Source organism: Cereibacter ovatus, assembly GCF_900207575.1.
Lineage (GTDB): Bacteria > Pseudomonadota > Alphaproteobacteria > Rhodobacterales > Rhodobacteraceae > Cereibacter_A > Cereibacter_A ovatus.
The window spans coordinates 31,567-53,818 of the sequence record NZ_OAOQ01000018.1; the positions used below are offsets into that span (position 1 = coordinate 31,567).

At 68.0% G+C, this 22,252-nt stretch carries 1 protein-coding gene (cut by a window edge); it reads right to left on the reverse strand.

The features are described 5' to 3' along the window. On the reverse strand, window positions 1–22,252 hold the 3' portion of the coding sequence (locus tag CRO07_RS15095; RefSeq protein ID WP_176504588.1) for an LEPR-XLL domain-containing protein. It continues 15,083 nt past the right edge of the window; 22,252 of the gene's 37,335 nt are visible here — the last part of the coding sequence; the start codon falls outside the window, past its right edge; the stop codon is at window positions 1–3.

The window sequence follows — 22,252 nt, forward strand, 5'->3', positions numbered from 1 at the left end:
CTACCGTGTCAGCCCATAGATCATCCCTTTCAGGAAGGCGAGCAGCCCCACCGTTTCCGTCGGATGGCTGAGATCGACGCTTTTCGACGCTTCCTTCTCGATCAGCAGGCTTGCCCCCGACGATGTCAGCGACTTCAGCTTGACCGAGGCCGTGTTCGGGCTGTTGCGGGTCTGGGTATCGGCCACCACCACCAGCGAGGCAAAGCCCGCAGGCGCGGTCCAGGATTTTGCCACACTTGACACCCCAAGCGTCGTCGCAAGCCCCCCGGTCAGGGATGCCCCCGGCGCCACGGCGATATAGCCCACGGTTTCCTTCGCATGGGTCTGGGCCTGTCCCTTCTCGACCTGAAGCCCGACCGAGAAACCGTTGCGCGTGATCGCCGTGGGCGAGCTGTCGACCGTCTTGGTATCGCGGTTCGACATCACCGAGGTGACCACCACCGGCGCCGAGGCAAACCCCGCCTTGAAGGTCACGGCGCTGGCCGACGTGTCGGCCTCGACGGTTCCGACCTCGACCAGACGGCCATCGGCCAGTTGATGCACCCCGGCCGCGATGGCGACCCACTGGATCGTCTCGGTCTTCATCCGGATCTTGTTCTGGTATTCCCATTCCTCGATCACGAACGAGAACCCGGTATCGTCACGCGCCACCACCCGCAGCGTGTAGGGATCGCCCGACTGGTAAGACCCCGTCAGCATGACCACCGCATTCGTGATCGGGCTGGAATAGGTGACCCGGATCGGATTGCCCGCCTGTTTGGCGGTGACCGTGACGCTGCCCGACTGACCGATGGCGCGGTACACCGGCGCCGAGGCCGCTTCGGCCAGTTGCGCCGCCGTGACCATCGCCGCCGACCCAAGGGCCTGCCCGCGCAGCAGACCGGCCTCAAGCACCGCAACACCCACCGTGTCGGTCTGCGACCGGCCGGTGTTGGAACTGACCGAGGTCTCCTCGGCGATCACAAACCGCGCCGCCGTCGTCGATTGTGCGGCGATCAGCACGCTTTGCGGATCGGTGTCGCGCATGGTCTGGCTGTCGGCCACCACCACCGCATTGGTGTAGGTGCGGCCGTATTTCATCGTCACCGCGCTGGCGCCGGCCTCGATCCGTTGCACGGCGCCGCCGCCCAGCCCGAAGGCGATATAGCCCACCAGTTCCTGCGACCGCGGGATGCCGGCGCGGGCCTCTTCGGATTGCAGCCGGGCCTCGAAGCCGGTGGCGGTGACGTTCAGCGCGCTGCTGTCGACCGCCGTCGCATCCAGCGACGACATCACCGAGGTGATGACCGCCGGACCGGCCGCGAACCCTGCGCTGAAGCTGACGCCGCCACTGGTGCCATCGGCCAGAAGCGTGCCGGCCTCGATGGTGCGGCCGTCGGCCAGCCGATGCACGCCCGCCGCCACCGCAACCCAGTTCACCGTGACGGACGCGCTGCGCCGGCCATCCTGATATTCCCATTCATCCAGCATGAAGGTGAAGCCGGTGGCGTCGCGCGACAGCACGCGCAGCGTGAACGGGTCAGAGGTGCTGGCGGTGGCACCCGTCAGCACGACCACCGCATTCTCAATGCTGGTCCCGAAGTTGACCCGGATCACCTTGCCGACCTGCGCCGCGGTGACAGTGGCCTTGCCCGAGGCCCCGATCACCGCGTTCTGCACCGCAAGCGTCGCCTCGCCCGCGGCCTTTGCCGCGGCCAGCTGGGCCGCCGTGACCTGCGCCGCATCCCCCTTGCGGGTTCCGGTCAGCAGGCCCTTGTCGAATACCGCAAGCCCGATCGTGTCGAATTCGGACCGACGACGATCGGCCTCGGCCGACTGTTCCTCGCTGAGGAACAGGGTCGCCGACCGCGTGGCGACCGTCCAGATCATCGTCGACTGCGGATCGGCGTCCTTGCGGGTCTGGGTATCGGCCAGAACCACCGGCGCCCCCACCGCCCCGTCGAACGCCACCGGCATGCCGAAATGGCTGCCCGAGGTCAGCGTCTTGACATTGGGGCCGGCACCGAAGGCGACATAGCCCACCAGTTCCTGCACCCGGTCAAAGCCCGCACGCGCCTGTTCGGACTGAAGCCGGGCTTCAAAGCCGGTGGTGGTGACGCTGATCGGGCTGGCATCGACCGCCGTTGCATCGATGGCCGACATGACCGAGGTCACGACCACCGGACCCGCGGCGAACCCGGCCGAGAAGGTGACCGATCCGGCGCTGTCGTCGGCCAGCAGCGTCCCCGCCTCGACCACACGGCCATCGGCAAGGGTGTGAACCCCGGCCTGCACCGCCAGCCAGTGCACCGTGACGGTATCGGTGCGCTTGCCGTCCTGATACTCCCACTCATCGACGATGAAGGTGAACCCGGCGGTATCGCGCGACAGAACCCGCAGGGTGTAGGGCTCGGCCATGGCGTCCAGCGTGCCGGTCAGCACGACCACCGCATTGTCGATGCGGTTGCCGAAGTTGATCCGGATCGGCTTGCCGGCCGAGGCGCCGGCAACCTTGATCGTGCCGGCCGCGCCCACCACTGCCGTCTGCGACTGGCGGGCCTCGGCCAGCGCGTCAAGCTGGGCCTTGGTGACCCATGCCGCATCGGCCTTGCGGACCCCGCGCAGATCGCCCGCAACCAGCGCGACCAGCCCCAGATCCTCGCGGCCGTGCAGGGTTTCGGTATCAAGCGACTGTTCTTCGGCAAAGAAAAGCTCGACGCTTGTGTTGGTGACAGTGCCGATCCTGACCTGCCCGGCGTCGGCCTGCTTGGCCGACTGTTCCTCGGCCAGCACCACGATATCGGCAAAGCCGACGCCCAGCGCGAAGCTGCGCTTGGTCGAATCCACCGCATTCGTCACCCGCCGGGTGCCCGTCCCGGTCGAGATCGCGATATAGCCCACCAGTTCCTTGCCGGCCGCCTTGCCGCGCGCCTCTTCGGATTCAAGCCGCAGCTCGGCCCGGGCCGCGGTGACGGACACCGGATTGCTGTCCACCGCCTCGGGGTTGAAATCCGACATGACCGAGGTCAGCACCACCGGCGCCGAGGCGAACTTTGCGGCGAAGGCCACCGATCCGCTGGACACATCGGCCAGAACCGTCCCCGCCTCCAGCACCCGGCCATCGGCCAGTTGGTGAACGCCGGCCTCGACCGCCAGCCAATGGATCGTCTCGGGCATGGTGCGCCGGCCGTCCTGATACTCCCATTCCTGAAGCACGACCCGGAAGCCGGTCTCGTCGCGGTCAACGATGCGCAGCGTATAGGGCTCGCTGCCGGTCTGCGTGCCGGTCAGCGCGATCACCGCATTGGCGATGCTGGCGCCGAACTCGACCCGGACAGGCAGGCCCACATCGGCCGCCGAGATGGTGAACTGACCAGAGCGGCCAATACCACGGATCGTCGGATCGACAGGATCGCCCCCCGAACCAGTGCCACCGCCGCCCCCGGTGCCACCGTCACCGGTCACCGGAACCGTGCCGTGGAACCAGACGCCGCCCAGATTGTCGACATAGACATAGCCGCCGCCCGGATTGGCGCTGATGTCCATGACCCCGGCCGCGCCCGCGGTGACGGGCCGGCGGGCGGGCTGGCTGACCTCGAACCCGCCCGAGGCGGGCTTATACAGGTAAAGCGGAACGCTGGACGCCGACGAGACCGCCACCGCCTGCTGTGCCGAGGCCGAAACCCCCGCCGCATCAAGGCTTGCGGCCGAGATCTGCGGACCCTTGCTCTCGATCACATTGACCAGCAGCGCAAGGTCGGCGGTGCGTTTCGACACCACGCTTGTCTGCCCCGCGCCATTCACGCCCGGACGCCCCGCGCCCATGTCGCCATAGGTGCGGTCCATCGCCTGCGACGCCACGACATGATCGCCCTTCGAGGCACTGAACAGCCGGCTGACAGCCGCCGTATCGGGTTCGCTTTCGGCCAGTTCGATGGCGCGGCGGATGACGGCGCGGGTGACGCCCGCAACCGTGCCCGCCTCGGCGAACTGGCTGCCCGAGACGATCTTCCACACCGTCGCATTGCCGGCAACCAGCGCCGAACCCGCCACCGGCGCCGCGCGCAGGTCGGCATTGCCCGACAGGATCGTGTCCGCCCCGGCCGAGATTGCCGCCGCCTTCGCACCGGAGCCGGCGGCGATATAGGCGCCAAACAGCCGCGAACTGCCGCCGATCAGGTCGTCGGCCCCCGCGCCGCCAATCAGCACATCATCGCCGGCGCCGCCCTCGATATAGTTGTCTCCCGCCGTTGCAGGCAGGCTGCCCGCGCCCGGACGGACGATGATCAGATCGCTGCGCCCGCCGTCCAGCGCCGAGACCGAACCCATCAGCCATTCGGTTCCCGCCGCGACCTTGCGCTCCATCAGCAGATGCGCCCCGGTGGCCGAGGCCGATCGCACCGCCTTCCACGCCGAGGCGCGGGTGGCGGCAAGGTAGGCATAGGCGGCCGATCCGGTCAGGATGGACGCATTCGCCCCCACCCGCGCATCCAGCGCCCCCGCGGCCGTCATCACCAGCGAGGCATCGCCCAGCAGCAGATCATGGCCCTGCCCGCCAAACAGCATGTCATCGCCCGCGCCGCCCGCAACCGTATGGTTGCCAAAACGGTCCGCTGTGGCCTGCGGATCGGTATGGGACAGGATCTGGCGCACCGGTCGCCCGGTCGGATCGGCCGCAGCCGTGCCCGCCGTGGTCAGAAGCCGCGGATCAAACCCGCTGGCGCTGGTGCGGATCAGGCCGTGACCGGCCACCACCACATCATGGCCGTCGCCGGCGTCGATCACGTTGTTGCCGTCGGACAAGGCCAGCGCCGCCACATCCTGCCGGGCTGCATCGATGAAATGGCCGCCGATGATGTCATCGTCGCCCGCGCCGGCAAGGATCGTATCCGCCCCCTGCCCGCCGATCAGCAGATCGCGCCCGGCGCCGCCGGTGATCCGGTCGGCCCCGCCCATCACGGCATCGGTCGCCGTGGCAAGGATGATCAGGGCGCCACCCTCGCGCGGGGTCAATTCGCCCGAGGCCAGCCCCGACAGGATCGCCAGATCGCCCACGACGATGTTCACGCCATCGCCCGCAGCCAGCACATCGGCACCGCCACCGCCAAGGATCAGGTCATGGCCCGTGCCGCCGGTGATGGTGTCCGCCCCGGCGCTGGTGAAATGCAGCGCCTGAACCCGGTCGGCCTTGCCCTGCGCGAAGGTCACATCGCCATCGTCGCCCAGCAGCACATTCCGACCACCGGACGCGGTGACGGTATCGGCCCCGGCGCCGGCGATGACGGTCGCACCGCCCGCGCCCAGCGTGATCCGGTCGGCACCACCAAAGGCCGTGCCATCGGTCACCGCCCGCAAAAGCGTGCCATCAGCGGCCAGTGAGACCGTTCCGATATCCCCGATGATCAGCCGCGCACCCGGCGCGGTGATGGTGTCGGCAGCCCCGCCGCCGATCAGGATCGATCCGGTCCCGGTCGCGGCGATCACATCGGCCCCGCCCGCACCCGCCATCGTCAGCAGGGTCGGGTTGGCCGCATCCGCCGCGAAACCGTCAGTCACCAGATCGTCGCCGGCGATCAGGTCGGCTCCGTTGTTTCCGGTCAGCCGGTCGGCGCCCACGCTGCCCGCCGCGCCGATGCGGGCCCGGCCCGTCAAGCGGTCAAGGATCAGCGTCCCGTCGCCCACCAGAAGCGCCGCCCCCGTCCCGCCGGTCAGCGTGTCGTTGCCCGCACCGCCCACGGCGACAAGCCGGCCCGCACCGCCAAGGACGATGTCGTTATCGCCACCGCCATCGACAAGGATCGTGCCCACGGAATGGCCGCCAAGGTCGATGACATCCTTGCCGGTCAGCACAGCAGTGCCATAGGCGGCAAGGCCACGCTCGGCCTCGCCGTAAAGCACCAGCGCCTGCGCGCCGTGAACCGCCCGCGCCGACAGGCTGTCGTCGCCGCCCCCCGCGTGCAGGATGACCAGCGCCGTTGTCGTGGAATTGTCCGACACCCGTGCCAGATCGCCAAAGGCAAAGCTGTCGGCCCCCGCGCCAAGCAGGATCTCGGTCACTTCCATCGCGGTGGCATGGATACCGCGCGCCTGCGACAGAACGCCCGCAGCGGTGGCGATCGACACCGAATTGTCGCTTTGGCCAAGCCCTGTGATCTGCTGGAACACCCGCCCGCCAAGGCTTGCGGTGGCCATCGCCCCGCTTGCGGCCTGCGTCGCATCGGCCCGGACGGTCAGCCGGTCGATGGCTTCGGCATCCTCGGCCAAGGCGCGCGTCACGCCCGCAGGTGCGGCCTCGCCCGCCATGACAAGGGGGCGGCCGAAGGACTGGGCTGCCTGCCCCGCCCCGTCCAGCCGCAGCGCCCCGGCGATGGCGTCCGGCTTGCGCGAACCCGCAACACTCAGCGACGGCACGGCAAGCCCGGTCGAGGACAGCGCCGCCGCCCCCGGATTTGCCCCAAGCCAGACAAGCGCATCGGTCGCATCGGTGGCAACCGCCGCCGGCGTGCCGCTGCCCGAAGCCCGAAGCCCGCTGACCGGGCCGCCCACCACCATCTCGTCAGAACCAAGGCCGCCCAGAACCTCGGTATAGGTGCCCGCAAGGGTGGAATGCACATGGATCGTGTCATCGCCCGCCCCCGCGGCAAGGCGCAGGATCTCGGTGCTGGCGGACAGGGCGACGGTGCGACCCGCGCCGCGGATGCGGCCGGATTCGACAAGGAACGTGTCGGCGGCATCGGTCCCCTCGACCGTCACCGCATCGGCGCCCGCGCCCCCGGCAAAGGTCAGCGCCCCCGCCATCACCGCACCCGACCCGTCCGCGGCCGCGAAGCTGCGGATAAGGATCGCATCCTCACCCGCCTCGGCCTCGATCCGCAGCGGCGCCGCGTTCGCGTTCACCTCGATCCGGTCATCCCCGTCGCCGGTGCGGATCAGCGTGGCATGCGAGACACCATCGGACAGCCACCCGCCCGAGACCGCCCGCGTGACGGTGCCCGACAGCGTCGCCCCCGACGGGGCAAGGCTGACCGCAGGTTTCGTGGCGTAAAGCTGGCCCACGCGCACAAGGTCGGCACCGCTGCCGGTATCGACCGCCGTGCTGGTCGCGGTATCGTCCAGCGCGACGACATCCGCCCCGCCAAAGCTGCGCAGCCACAGGCCGCCGTTCTGGTTGGCGTCATAAAGCACGCGCTCCTGATCGGCGGGCAGCGTCCCGGCCTCAAGTTGCGCGACTGTGCCGTGACGCAGCGCCAAGGCGCCGTCGCGCACAAGGAACAGGTCGGCCTCGTCCGTGCCGCGCACATCCAGCAGATCCAGCCCCGATTTGGCGGCACCACTGTCGCGCACCGCGATGTCATAGCTGATCCCGGTGCCCGAGACGCTGCCGTGGGTCTGGATGCGGACGGTATCGCTGCCCTCGCCGCCGTCGATGGTCAGCGTGTCGCCGGCCCGTTGTGCGGGCAGGCGGATGATCTGGACCTCGTCCAGCCCGGCCCCGCCAAGGACGGTGGCCGCGCCATGCAGACCCGCCAGATCGGACAGGATCAACAGGTCGTCGCCCTCGCCCATGTCAAGGCTGACCGTCTTGCCCGAAAGGCTGGCGCCCTGCACCGTCACCCGGTCGGCACCCGCGCCAGACAGCAGCGAAAGCCCCTCGGCCGCGGTCAGGCTGCCGCCCGAGATCGCCACGACATCGGCGCCGCCGCCGAAATCAAGCCGCATCGCCCCGGCGCTGGTCAGCGTGGCATCCGTCAGCGTCACCGCATCGGCCGCGTCGCCGGTTTCAAGGAAAAGCCCGCCCGCGCCGGCCTGAAGCCGCGCGCCAGCCAGTTTCAGCGCAAAGGCCCCCGTGCCGCGGTTCGACAGCCGCAGCGCCCCGGCGGCAACCAGCGCGCCCGAGACCACCGCCTCGTCGGCGATGCCGTCGAAATCGCCCATGTTGACCGAGATATCCCCCACCGCGAAGAAGCCCGCGGTCGTGGACAGGTTGATCACGTCGCCGCCGCCATCCATGGTGACGGTGACATTGCCGCCGGCGGTAACCGCGGCGTCAAAGTCCAGCACATCCCAGCCGTCGCCGGTGTCCAGCGTGATGGTGCCCGCCGCCTGCACCGCACGGGCGAAGGTCGCGGTCAGCCCGCCGGTGCCGGTGTTGACCAGTGTAATCCCCCCGGCCGAGGTCAGCGTCTGCGCCACCGTCAGGCGGCTGCGGTCGGCGCGAACAGCACCAAAGGTCAGCATCACATCGCCCGCCAGCGTCTGAACCGCCTGCGCGAAAGTCACGCTGTCGATGCCGCCGCCGGTGTCAACCGTCAGCCCGCTGCCGGCCGTCACCTTGTCGTTGAAGGTCAGGATGTCGTCGCCGCTGCCCGTGCGCACCAGAATGAAAGTGCCCGCCGACAGCTTGCCGTCCAGCGTGATCCGGGCGCCATTGGTCCCGGATTTCAGCAGACTGACCGAGGTTCCCGCCACCATGTCGCCAGTCACCTGAAGCCGGTCAAGCAGCGCACCGCCGCCCCCGGTCAGCGTGGATGGCGCACCCGTGCCAAGATCGACCCGGATCAGCCCCCCGGCAGTCACCGTGCCGTCGAACAGCACCGCATCGGCGCCCGCGGACATCGAGACGTCAAGATAACTGCCGGTTCGCAGGCTGCCCACATGGGTCAGCGTGTCGTTGCCGCTGCCAAGGCCGATCTGCGCCCAGCTTCCGGCAAGGATGGCGCCCTTGGTCACCACATCCACCGGCGATTTGCCCGTGGCGGCGATCGACAGGCTGGTGCCGGCCATGATCCCGCCCTCGGTCACCTCGAACCGCTGGCGCAGCGACAGGTCGCTTTCGGCGCCAGTGTCCAGATCGATCAGGATCGCGCCGGCGGTGGCCTCAAGCCCGGCGCCGATCACGATCACGTCGCTTTCGCTGCCGGTCAAGGCGGTCAGGTTGCGGCCCGCCACCAGCGTCCGGTCAAAATCGATCAGATCGCGCCCGTCCGCGCTAAAGATCAGGACATCGCGCCCCGCCGCCACCGTGCCGGTCGCCAGCAGGTGGAAATCGCCCGCCCCGGTCGAGATCACCGTCAGATCCGTCGCGGCCGTGACCGCCGCGGATTTGTCGAACAGCACGGTCTGAAGCGGCGCATCCTTCTTGGCGAACGGCCCCCGCTCGGATGCCGGGCTGTCGCCCATCAGCACCGAGATCGCCCCGGTTTGGGTCGTGATCGCCGCCGTGGTGGCAAAACGGTCAAGCCCGCGGTCCATCCGGATCAGGATGTCACGCGTGACCTGGATCGCGCCGGCGATCTGCACGGTATCGTCGCCGCCGCCGGTGCGCAGCAGCAGATCGCGCCCCGCAGTCAGCTTTGCCGCCGAAAGCGTGGTCAGCGACAGCGCCCCGGTCAGGGTCGCGGCATCGGTCTGGGGTTTCCAGAGCCGGGTGTCGGTATAATCCGTCCTGGCAAGATCGATCTGCGCAGCCTTGGTGCCCTGATAGGCATAGATCGCGATGCTGCCGTCGCTCTCGACCGTCACGCGATCGCCCACCGCGACAAGCGCGGTCAGATCGGGATTGCGGGCGACGATGGGGAACACCCCCTTCGGCAAGGCGACGATGCCGATGGTCTCGGCGGTGTGGACACCGTCGGAACTTTCCTCTTCGAACAGGACCGAGACCGCGCCCGTCCCTTCCGTGACGATCACGCTGCGCCCGGCGTCGGGGTCGTTCAGCGTCTGACGCTCGGCCAGAACCACGGCATCGGCAAAGGTCTGGCCATAGGAATGGCTGGTGGCGGCAAGGCCGTGAACGCCGGTTTCAAGCAGGACCGACCCCGTCGCCGCATCGATCCCGACCGAGATCGCGATAAGGCCCACCGTCTCGGCGATCACGCCATCGGCATCGGCATCGCGCGCCTTCAGCCGCAGCGACAGGCCGTCGGTGCCGATGTCAAAGCCGTCGCTGTCCACCGCCTCGGTGCCCTTGCGCGACATGACCGAGGTCAGAACGACCGGCGTCTGGGTGAAGCCCGCAGAGAAGGCCACCGCCTGCGTCTGGTGGTTGGCGGTCACGCGACGCGCCTCGACCACGCGGCCGCCGGCAAGGACATGCGTGCCCTCGGTCACGGCCAGCCAGTCGACGGTCAGGTTCGCGGAAATAGTGCCGCTCTGACCCGGCCAGTAGTCCACCCGGAAGGTGAATCCGGTGCTGCTGAAAGAGGTGACGCGCAGCGTATAGGGCACCGATGCGTCATGGCCGGTCAGCGCGATCACCGGGTTTGCGATGGGCGCGGCAAAGGTCACCGCGATGTCGCCCGCCGCGATCTGCGTCGGGGTGAGGGTGATCTCTCCGGCCTGCCCAAGCGGGGTTTCCAGCGGATCGGCGTCCTTGTCGATGCCAAGGGTGACGCGGTGTTCGGTCGTGGGCAGCTTGGTGATGGCCAGATCGCGGGCCGCCGTCACCGCCCCGCCCAGCGAGATGGTGTCGGCGCTGTCGGAATCGTCGCCCATGTCGATGCGGACATCGCCGCCGATGCGGGTGGTGCCACCGCCCGCGGCCAGCACGCCGATGGCCTTCAGCGCCGCCGTCGTGGTCAGCCGGTCATCGCCCGCACCCAGCGACAGAACGACATGATCGGCCGAAAGGGCGGCCTTGATCGTGACGGTGTCATTGCCGCCTTTCGTCGCCAGAACGAAGTCGTTCATCGTTCCCGCCACCGGGGTCTGGCCGAACTTCAGCACCGCCGAGGATTCGATCACGACCGTATCGGCCACGTCGCTGGTTTCCAGATAGACCTTGCCCTCCCCCGATATCAGGTTGCCGGCGATGGTGATGTCGCCGCCGTCGGGATCGATCGCGCCGCCGATGTCGGTATGGATCACGATGCCCTTGGCACCCGAAACCGTGGCGCCCGCCGCGACGGTCAGGTTGTCGCCGGCAAACAGGAACACCTGCCCGGCGGTCGAGGTCACCTCGACCCCGCCAAGGATGGTGATGTCGTCGCGGTCCTGCCATGCGCTGTCGGTGGCGGTGTAGATGATGTTGCCCACCGCCGTCACATCGGATGCGATGGTGACCGGGCTTTTGGCGGTGACGCGGATCTGGCCGCCCGCGGCCATGCCGGCGCTGCCGATGGCGCGGTAGAACTGCTGCACCGACAGATCGCCAAGGTTCACCAGATAGGTGTCGCCCAGCGTGGATTCGCCCTGAAGCACGCCGATCCGGGTCTGGATCGGGGTATCGACCTGACCGATATCCTGCGAGGCGAACAGATAGGCCTTGCCGCCCGTAACGTTCGATGTGCCCGGCGCCGTGGCGTTCAGGATCGAGCCCGCAGCCGCGGTGACATAGGCCACACGACCGGCCGCCGGCGCCGTGACTGTCGCGACCGCGATGCCGTCCGACGCGCCGTTGCGGCTGGCCGAAACCGCCAGCGCCGCCCCGCCGACGCGGGCGGTCAGATACAGCACGCCATCGGCAGGAAGGGTCGCCACAACCCGCGGCGCAAGGGTGGCCGACGCCTCGATCAGCGCCGCAAGCCGGGTCAGAAGGCCGTTCAGCGTGGCCGGAGCCGCGCCGCCGGCGATCAGATCGGCCTCGGTCACGGTCAGCGTGACGCTTTTGCCGTCCACCGAAAGCGTGATCCGGTCGCCGGCCGCATAACTGCCCGTCAGCGTGACCGAGGACACCTGCGCCACCGGATCGGTGGTGCCGACCGTATTCAGCCGGATGTCGCCGGCGGTCTCGATCACATAGGTGTCCAGTGCCGACCATGTGGTCAGCAGCCCGGCCGCGCGATGCGACATGTTGATGTCAAGCTCGTTTCCGGCTTCGCCGATATAGCCCGTCCATGCGGTCAGCGTGATCGAGTTGGCGGTGATATCGGCCCGCGGCAACGACGAGGTTGTGTCCTCGGCGCTGGTCGGGTCGGTCGCGTCGACAAGATCCACGCCGTCGCGGATGCTGACCGCCGCTTCAAGCGTCACGTCGCCGCCGGCATAGACGTTGCGCAGCACCATATCGCCGTTCTGTTCGTGAACCACGATATGGTCGTCCAGATCGCTGCCCGCCGTCAGCGTCACCCAGCCGGTGCCCGCCGCCGTGCCCAGCCCGCGCGCCTCGATCTCGAACGGGTTGGAGGCACTGCCGATGCTGCCGGTGGCCCAGAGGCGGATGTCATCCGCCTCGATCTTCACGAACGAGGTCTTGGTCGCGTCGACGATGTCGGCATCCAGCCCGATGGCCCGGAAATCCACATTCCCGGTCTTGGAATAGATCGAGCCGATCATCGCATGCCCGGCGGTCTCGCCCAGCCAGACATCGCCATTCGCCCGCGCGGTCATGGAATAGGCCGCGCCACCCTGAATGTCATACCACAGCCGCGCCCCCGCGGCGCCGATGCCGCCGGTTCCGGCCTCGAACACGACGCTTTTCTGCGCGATCAGGTTTTCGGATGTGCCAGACAGCAGGCTGGTCAGGCTGTCGCCCGCCTTGATCCGCGCCGAAGCCCCCGCCGTCACCAGATCCAGCTTGATCGAGCTTTCCGACGAAAGGAAGGTATCGCCGCCGGCGCTGCCCTTCACCCGGTCGGTGACGGTGATGTTGAAATCGTCGCGAAGCTGGATCTGAACCCATTTCAGATCGACAATCTGGCGCAGGTTGATCGCGATCTGGGTCTCGGCCTTCAGGCTTTCGGTAAACTCGATCCAGGAGCCGTCGTCCGCGACAGCGGTGACGGTATAGGGATCGGCCGCAGTGTTGACGTTGACCGAGGGCCGCTTGCTGGCAAGCGTGATGCCCTCGGCGGTGCCGCTGAAGTTGGTCAGCACCACCCGGTCGCCCACCGAGAGGCCGGTGAACATCGCCCCGCCCGCCACGGTGATCCGGTGCAGGTTGTCGGGGTCGATGGTGACCATGGCGCTGGCGTCATTGCCCATCGGGTTCAGCGACACCGCCGACAGCATCACGCCCACGTTGAACTCGGTGCTGGCGACCGTCCGCCCGGTCGCGGTGAACACGATTTCGTCGGCGCTGACCGCGTGGATGGTGAAGAACCGCGTTTCGGTGGCGTTTGCGGTGTTGCCTTCGATCTGAAGCACATCGCCGGCCTTGAACACGCTGTCAAAGGCGGCGCCTGTGGTCTCGGCGCGACGCACCAGCCTGTTGCCGGTGATCTTGAAATCCACCGTCGCCGCGATGCGGTCAGTGGTCAGGAAGTTCACGTCGCTGCGTTCGGCCGCGGCCATCAGCAGGCGCTGCGGCCCGGTCAGATCCTTGGTCAGGTCGATCAGTTCCTGCCCTTCGGTCCGCCCGACGTTGCCCTTCACGGTGAAGTAGAACGATCCCGCGACGATGTTGGCATCCTCGATCGCGGTATTGGTGTCGGTGACCGGCTTCAGCAGCCCGGCGCCAAAGCCATAGACCAGCTCATCCGACGACCAGATCTTGATCGAGCCTGCGACCGTCGCCGCCTCGGTCTCGGTCAGCGGCACGATATAGGCGTCGTTCAGCGCGGCGATGGCGCGGGCCGTCACCTTGACGGTTCCGCTGCTGGCGCTGACTGCGGTCTCGGCCGCGGCAAGGCCGATCTCATCCGCCGTAAAGGCCAGCGCCCAGGTGCCATCGCCATAGACGGTGGTCTGCTTGCTGACATCGTTCCAGACCACGGTCACGGTCGCGCCGGCGGTGCCGGTGCCGGCAATCGTGGCGTGGGTGCTGTCGGCAAATTCCTCTGACAGGCCGCGGAACTGTTCCGAGCGGGAATTGACCAGCGTGGTCAGCGCAACCTGAGACTGCGCGATCGCGGCCGCCAGCTGATCCGCGCTGGCGCGCACCAGCGTGGCATGCGCGTCGGTGGCGGTCAGCGCCGTTTCGGTCTGCACCCGCAGAAGCGAAACCATATCGCCGTCGGCCAGCCGCAGGTCGGCTTCGTCCACCATCACCCGGTCAAGATAGAGCGAGGACCGGAAGTCCACGTTCAGCGCACCGCGGGTGGCGGTCAGGATCGCGCCGGTGGACAAAGTGGGCTGGCTGGCCTCGGCCAGCGCGCCCACCTCGGCATGGGTAAAGCCCGCCGACCAGCGCCCGGTGACATCAGCCAGAACGACCCGTGTCGCAGTCCCCCATGTCACCGTGACCTCGGCGCCTGCGGCCGCAGTGCCCGCAACCGCGCCATAGGTGGCATCGCCAAGAACGCCGTGAAGGGCCAGGAACTCGGCCGTGGCGCGGCTGCGATAGGCCGCCAGAAGCGCCTGCGCCACGCGATCCACCTCGGGGTCGGTGGTGCCGCGCTGGGTGCTGACGATGGCAGCCCCCGCCGAGACCGTCGGAAGTGCACCGGCCAGAACGCCGTCCATCTCGGTCTGGGTGAAGGCGGCAGTCCAGCCGCCGTCTGTGCCCGCCGTCACGCTGCGAACGGTGCCGCCCCATGTCACGCGGACCTCGGCCCCGGCGGCGGCGGTGCCGCTGACAAGACCATGGCGCGGTTCAAGATTGCGCAGGATCGCGGTGCGGTATTCGGCCAGCAGTTCGGCTTCGCGCGCGGCGGTCAGGCTGATTTCGGCCGCGCCGGACAGAACGGCGGCCAGCGTCCCGGCGGCATCCTGCACCGCACGGGTGGACCAATAGGCGTCATAGGCGGCTTCCTGCGTGGCCCGCCACTGCCAGTAGGTCGCATATTGCCGGGTCTTTGAGGCGCGAAGCTGGGTCTTGGCGTCCTCGACCTTGGCATTGCCGCCAGTGTCCGAGGTCAGCTGCATGTCGGTCCAGACCGTGCCCATCAGTTCGGACACCGCCCGTTCGTCCACGACCTCTTTGCCGTTGCCGTCGACAAGGCTGCCATTCTCGACCGTCAGGACAACGGTCTGGCCCGCGGCGCGGATCTCTTTCACGCGCAGATCGTCGGGGCGCGCGGCGTTTCCATCGTCGATCTCGCGCAGGTAGACATCGGCCGCCGCCGCAACCGTCAGCACATCGTCCGAGGTGACGCCGGTATCCAGCAGCAGGTCGCCCCCCGTCCCCGAAAGGCCGATGCCACCCTTGGCGCTGGTCAGGCTGATCGAGCCGCCGGTGATGCGGTGGCTGCCGCCCGCCGCGCGCAGGATGCCGTCATCGCCCGCCAGCGACACCACAGACCGATCGCCCGAGGTTGCGGTGATCGTGCCGACGCGCAGAACCCCGATGTATTGCCGGATGTGGACGCCGGTCGTGGCCGAGGCGTCGATCCGGTAGCCGGTGGCCGATGTGCCAACCTCGGGAGAGGTGATCGTCACCGGCAACGCGGTGCGGTCGGTGCCGATGCGCCCGCCTGCGGTCAGCAGGATCTGGCGCGCGGCGATATTGGCCTTGGGCTGGCCGTCGCCGGTGGGCGACTGCGGATCGATGGTGGATTTGGCAGAGATATCGCGCTGCGACGTCAGCGTGACCTGCCCAAGGCTGTTGGTCAACCGTCCGTCGATAACCAGATCGGCCTGCCCGGCATCGATGAAAATCGTGCCTTGGGTGTTGTGAAGGAAGTCGATGTCCACCGGATAGTCGGCGCGGATCGTGTGCGAGTGGGTGATGAACTTGCCCACGTTCCGGTTGTATTGGTAGGTGTAGGTCTTCTTGCCATACCAGCTGGAACGGACGTTGTAATAGGTCTGCTTCCAGTCGGTCGCGCTGGTCACAACCTCGTCGCGGTTGTAGGTATAGGCCCGCGTGTCGCTGGACATGAAGAAATAGTTCGAGTTCGGCACCAGCGCCGAGGCCAGTGTCTGCGTCACTGGCGGAACCGGAATCCCGCGCGATCCAAGGTTGAAGATCCCCAGCCAGTTCGATTCCTGCCAGCGCGCGGTTTCGCGCGTGCGGGTTTCCTCGCCGATGGCCCAGCCGTAACGGATGCCGCTGGCGGGGGTATAATCGGGAATGTCCCTGATCGCGCCGAATTGGGTCAGGACATAGCCCGCCCCGCCCGACAGGCCCTGCGTTTCCAGTTTCACCGTGCCGTCGGCATTGACGGTGTAAAGCGAGGCAAGGTTGCGCTGCTTGTCAGCGATCTTGATCTGGCCCACCCCGCGGCGGTCGGCATCCAGATCCTCGACCACCAGATCCCATGCGGTGGCGAAGCGGTTCATCTCCAGCGGGTTGGTGATCGTGATCTCGGGATAGCCGCCGTTGGCGGTCAGGCGGCCAAAGCCGGTGTTGACGATGCGGCCGGTCAGGTCGATCACGCCGCCACCCGGACGCAGCGGCTTGACGATCAGCGCCGCCGCCTGCCGGTCATAGATCAGGGTGAAATCGGGGGCCGAGGCCAGCTCGATGGTGGTATAGTTCGCCCCTCCGCGCTGGGCCGTGATGATGGCACGCGCCACCTCGTCGTCCAGCGTCAGGGTAAAGACCTTCCGGCCCGCCTGAATATGGCCGTTCAGGTTGATGTATTCGGCGTCGATGGTGACCCTTTCGGCCACGATGTTGGGCTGGCTGGTGACGGCCGGCGAATAAGACTCGGGTCCGGTGACGATGGCGGCGGATGTGCCCTGCCCGTAAAGCGGGACGAAATTGCCCACCGGATCGCCCGAGGTATGCGCCTGCTGCACCCCGGAAATGGTGATCGAGGACTTCGCCTCAAGGATCAGGGCCGCGACCTGCACTTCGCCGGTGATCAGGATCGACCCGCCGTTCGACGGGTTCCTGACCTTCAGTTTCGCGGTGGGTGCGATGATGTCGCCCTTGATGGTGATCGACTGCGCCGGCGGCACCGCCCCCGTCGCGGGATTGGCATAAAGCGCCACATTGGCGACATTGATGATGATCTCGGGCTGGGTGTCGTCACTGCCCAGCGATCCCGTCGACAACGAGAAGCCCGCCTGCGGCGCGCTGCCCGAATGGCGGCCCAGCTTGTCGTCGCTGTTGTAGGTGCTGTTGTTCTGATCGACGTTGAAGAGGTTCTCGGCGTTGATCCGGCTGCGGACGGTGGCGATATCGGCCGCGTCCTTGGTCACATCCGCACCGTTGAAGTAAATCCCGCCGTTGAACATCGGGATCGTCATTCCCTCGATCACCAGTTGCGCGGGGGAATTGTGCTGGATCTCGATCCGGGCGCTTTTCGGCACATCGAACGTGCCGGCACCATACAGATAGTCAGACAGCACCCGCACCCGGCCCGCCTGCGCGTTCACCGGGGCGATGGTGATGACCTCGACCTCGGGGGCGGTGGGCACCACGGTGTTCCCGCGACGTTCGGCCAGACCAAGGATCAGAAGTTCCTCTTCCAGCCGCTTGATCTGTTCGGTGTAGAAGGTCTTCAGCGTCTGGTTGTTCGAATCCGAATAGATCGCCAGATTGGCCCGCGCCTTCTGGATCTCGACGAACTGCGGCGCCTCAAGCCCGGTGCGCGAGCGGGCGAAGGTGATGGTGGGCAGGCCGGCCTCGTCCAGCGTGGTGCGATAGCCGGTGGCCGTCGTGGCCACGGTGTCCACCACTGTCTCGCCCTTGTCGTTCAGCTTGGTGACAAGGATGCGGTTGCGCCGCTGGCCGGTGACGATGCTGCCATCGTTGATGACCGCGCCAAAGGATTCCGCCCGCCGCGCGCCGTTGCCGGAACCGACATTTCCGCCGCCAAGCGCGCTGGCCACCGCCGAGGTCCAGTTCGTGGCCTTTGCCACGCCCGTCACCCCGACATCGCCCCAGCCATCGGCGTTCAGGTCGATGTTGGCGAAACTTTCCAGCCGTGCGCCGGTCTGGATGTGAACGATGTTGTCGGCCTCATACAGCGCCACGGTCTTCAGGTCGTCGATCGGGATCAGCGAGCCTGCGAAATTGTCAACGCGCGAAGTGTAGCTCTGATCCGGCAGCAGCAGATCCTTGTTGGACCCGGCCGAGACATACATGTTGCCTTCCGACACCGTGGACGATCCCGCCTTGAACAGGATCTGCTGGATCGGGGTCACGATGGTCGTGGCGCTGCCGATGGCCACCGTCGCCGCGCCAAAGGTCTCGCTGTAGGATTGCAGCTTGGTCGTGCCGGTTCCGGTCGCTTCAAGTTCCAGCTCGCCGCCCGCGATCACACGGGCATTTTCCGAAACGATGATCTGCGACACCAGATCGTCGGCGCGCAGCGTGCCATAGGCCCCCGCGCCCGAGATCGCGCCGCCGGTGACCAGTTTCACCCGATCCTCGTGCAGCAGGCTGTTTTCGGTCTTGATCTTCAGGGTGCCGGCGCGGTCGGTGGTCTCGACCACGGCATGGGTGCCGATGATCATTTCGGCGGTGAAGCTGATCCGGGTGTCGGTGCGCGAACTGGCGCCCGAGGCGATACCGCCGGTCTTGGCGTCGACAAAGCTGCGCCCGTCCAGCGCATTGGCCGCGATGGCGTCGATGCTGCCCGCGGTCACATCGGCATGATTGCCGATGCGGCCCTGCGTGCGGCCGGTGACGGTATGGGTGATCGACGCACCCGATCCCGCGACCGCACCGAAGGCGCTGGTGCCGATCACCCCGGTCGGGGCGGCGCGATAGGTGGCGGCAATGGCCAGCACCCCCCCCACCGTCACCAGCGCCCGGTTCGCCGCCGAGCTGCCGTCACGCAGGCCCGCGAACACGCTGCTGTTCGACGTGGTCCGGCCCTGCGCGGCCGCCCCCGAGGCAAGGCCGAAGGCGCCGGCCTCGATATCGAACAAGTTTTCATCGGTGGCCGCCGCCGCGATGGTCATCGACCCGGCGTAACGCACCTCGGTTCCGGCGCTGACCGCCGCCTCGACGGTCGAACTTGCGGTCAAGGACGCATCCGTGGCCCCCACCCCGATCAGCCCGCCCGCGACGCCCTTCGACACCGCCTTCTGCCGGCCGCTGGCATCCGCACCCACCGAAAGCGCGCCCGTGACCGAGAACAGCCCGCCGGTCAGCCCGGCGATCACCGTCGCGCGGTTGGTCGCCCGCGCATTGGTCGACTGCACCCCCAGCAGCAGCCCCCCGCCCGAGGCATAGGCCTGCACATCCACCAGATCCTTGCCGCCTTTCGCGCCAAGCCGTGCCGACACATCCAGCGCGCCCAGCGTGAAGGTCGCACCGCTGCCGCCCGCCTGCGCGCGCACATCCGACGTGATCGAGACGGTGGCAACCGAGGCACCCACCCCCATGGTGGTGCCGACACTCAGCCCGCGCACGATCGCCTCGGAGGCCATCAGCCGCTCGGCCCTGACGGTCAGCGCAGCCGCCGTCACATCCACGCCCTCGGCGCGGGCGTGGAACACGCCCCCGGCCTGCACCGTGGCCACCGCCCCCGCCGAGGCGATGGCGACAAGGCCCACCGCGATCGAGCTGGACGAGATGTTCGCCCGCAGATCGCTTTCGGATGCCAGAACCACCCGCGCGGCGCCGGTCAGGGTCACCCCCTGCGTGCCGTCGCCGGTCAGCAGCGCCTCGCGCAGGCCGGTATCGGTGATCGTCGCACTGGCACCGCCGCCAGAAAGCGCCGCCCCGATCCCGGTCGACATCGACATCGACGACGCCGCTGCGACCACATCGATCACCCGGTCGTCCGTGGCCAGAATGTCCAGGCTGCGCGCCTCGGTCACCGAACTGTCGCGCATCGAGGCGCGCAGATTGCCGCCGATGGTGGCATCGGCCAGCGACACGCCGATGGACACGGCCGAGCCGATCCCCGCCAGCGCCCCCGCGACCGAGGCCGATTTCACCTCGGCCGTGATGGAACTGGTGTCGCTGGCCTCGATCACGACCGCGCCAAGCGCCGCGCTCAGCGTTGCGCCATGAACATCGGCCACCGTGTCATAGGCAATGACATTGACCGCGCTTGCTCCTGATCCGGCGGCGGAATAGCCGGTGCCACCCGCCACAAGCGCCACCGCGAAGGCGCCGACATTGGCGGTGATCCGCGAGGTCATCACCGCCCTGACCACGATATCCGCCCCACCCGCGCCGCCGCCCGAAAGCGGCAGCCAGTGCGGGTTGCCGGCGAAATCGATGGCGAACAGATCCTGATCGCTCAGAGGCGGGGCGGTCCTGGCATATTGGTAGATCTCGCCGTCAGATCCCGCCACCAGCATCCCGGGGGTCAGGTCATGAAGCTGCCGGCCCGCCACAACATAGTTCACCTCGGCGTCGAAGATCGCCCCTTCGGCAGCCTGGTCCATCCGCACCCATCCCGCATCGTCGACGCTGGTGGTGATGGTGTCAGGCTGCTGGTAGATGCGCAGCCGCCCGTCGGCATCGACGACCACGGTCCCGTCAAGCCAGGTGGTGTTGTCCGCCGCGGCCGAGACCGGCGCCCAGAAGTCCTTGCCCTCGACCAGACCCTGCGCATAGTCGAGGGTTGCCGACACGGCATTCCCGTCGGTCAGGCGGAAGACCCGCTCGGTTCCGTTCAGGGTCACGGCCAGCAGATCGCCTACGGCCACGGTCGTGCCCGCCTGACTGGCCTGCTTGACCGCCGAGGCCAGTTCGACCTGTTCGGTCACCTCGGCCCAGTCGCCCGAGCTGGCATAGCCCCGCGCCGTCACATAGGCCTGATCCACCGTCACCGTGCGGGACGACACATGCTGGAAATAGCGCGTGACGCCCGCTTCCTGCACGGCAAGGATCGTGCCCTGCACCGACACCACGCTGTCGGCAAACACCCCGGTCGCATCGATATGGCTGCCTTCGGCGATCAGGATCAGCCCGCGTTCCTCTTGCCAGAGCGGGACGCGCGACGTGCCCTCGATCCGGCTTTTCTGTGCGGCAAGAACACCGGCGAAATAATCGGCCGACGACTGCGCGGCAAGGTCAAGCGGCGTCTCTGCGACATAGCGGAAGGCGCCATCGTCGGTGCGGATCATGTCGCCGATGGCGACGGCTTGCAGCGCGGACAGATCGGTGAACAGCGTGGCAACCGGCATCGCGCGCAGCCATTGCCCCGAAGACAGGCTGGGCACAGTGCCCGCCGCGGGAGCCGTGCCGCCAAGATAGACGTAATACGCCTCGCCGTCCGTGTAGATGTCGTTCGTCGCAAGCTGGGTGATGTCGGTCTTGGCCGCCTCCGCCTGAGAGTCCGAAAGGACAACGGCCCATTCGTTACGGGCGCTGGCGATCGCCTCGGCGGCCGTGGGTTTGAAATAGCGGTAGAAACTGCCGTTCGAGGTGACGATGGTCCCTTCCAGCAGCGCCGTCAGTTCGGATGGGGTGGGCAGGGTCACAACGGTCTGGCCCCCCACCACGCTGGCACGGCCGACCTGGAACCAGTCGCTGTCCGTCGCAAAGTCAAGCGTGGCCAGCGCCACGGTTTTCGTCGTGGCCCCCATGTATTGGTAAAGCTTGCCATCGGGCGAGCGGGCAAAGGTGCCGTTCTCGACCGTGACCACGCCGCCATCCAGTTGCAGCGCATTGGCCGCGGTGGCGATGTCGGCACCTTCAGAGACCAGCGCGAAGGCGCCGGCGCGCCGGCCATCGGGCCGCGTCAGGCTGCCGATGCGGTTTTCCGCGACCGAGGCCCCGACCGAGGCCGCACCTGCCGCCACGCCGCCCCCGATCGAGGCCGCGGCCGAGATCACATCCGACGTGATCGCCGCATTGCCTTTGGCCCAGACCGCCACCTCGCTGGCGGTGCGAAGGGTCACGTCACCGATTTCGGCCGTCGTCCGGGTCGAGATGGTGTTGACCACGCCGACACCGGCCCCCGAAACGCTGATACCCACCACGCCGCCCGCGGCGCTGAAGGCGATGGCCGCGCCAAGGGCCGCGATATGCGCATCGTCGCGCGCATCGACGGTGACGCCGCCGGTCCGGGCGGTGACGGTGCCGGTGGTGGCTCCGCCGGCCACGATCTCGGCCGTGGTGGTCGACAGGATGCGGTTGTCGGCTTCAGAGGCCGCTATGGCCAGCGACAGCCCCGCCAGACCGCCGCTGACCGAAAAGGCGATGGCGCCTGCGACCGCCTCGATCCGGGCGGCGTTGGTCGCCTGCACCACAAGGCTGTCCACCGCCACATCCAGACCGCCCGACAGCCGCGCCGCCGTGTCGGCATTGATCCAGTTGCGGGCGCCCACGCCCGCGCCCGCCGCGGCAAGACCCACTCCGCCGACCGCGACGCTGCCCGCGCCCGAGATGACAAGGGCATTGATGGTCTGTCCCGCGGTGGCCAGCACCTGCGACGCGGCCCCGGTCGAGGTGACGGTCGCATCCTCGATCACCGCCCAGGTGCGCCCGGCCACGGGCCGGGTGGCGTCACTGGCAGTCACCGCCGAAGTCGCGCCCGACAGATCGAAGCCGATATAGTTTTCGGACAGTGCGGCGCCGATGGCCACACCCACCGCC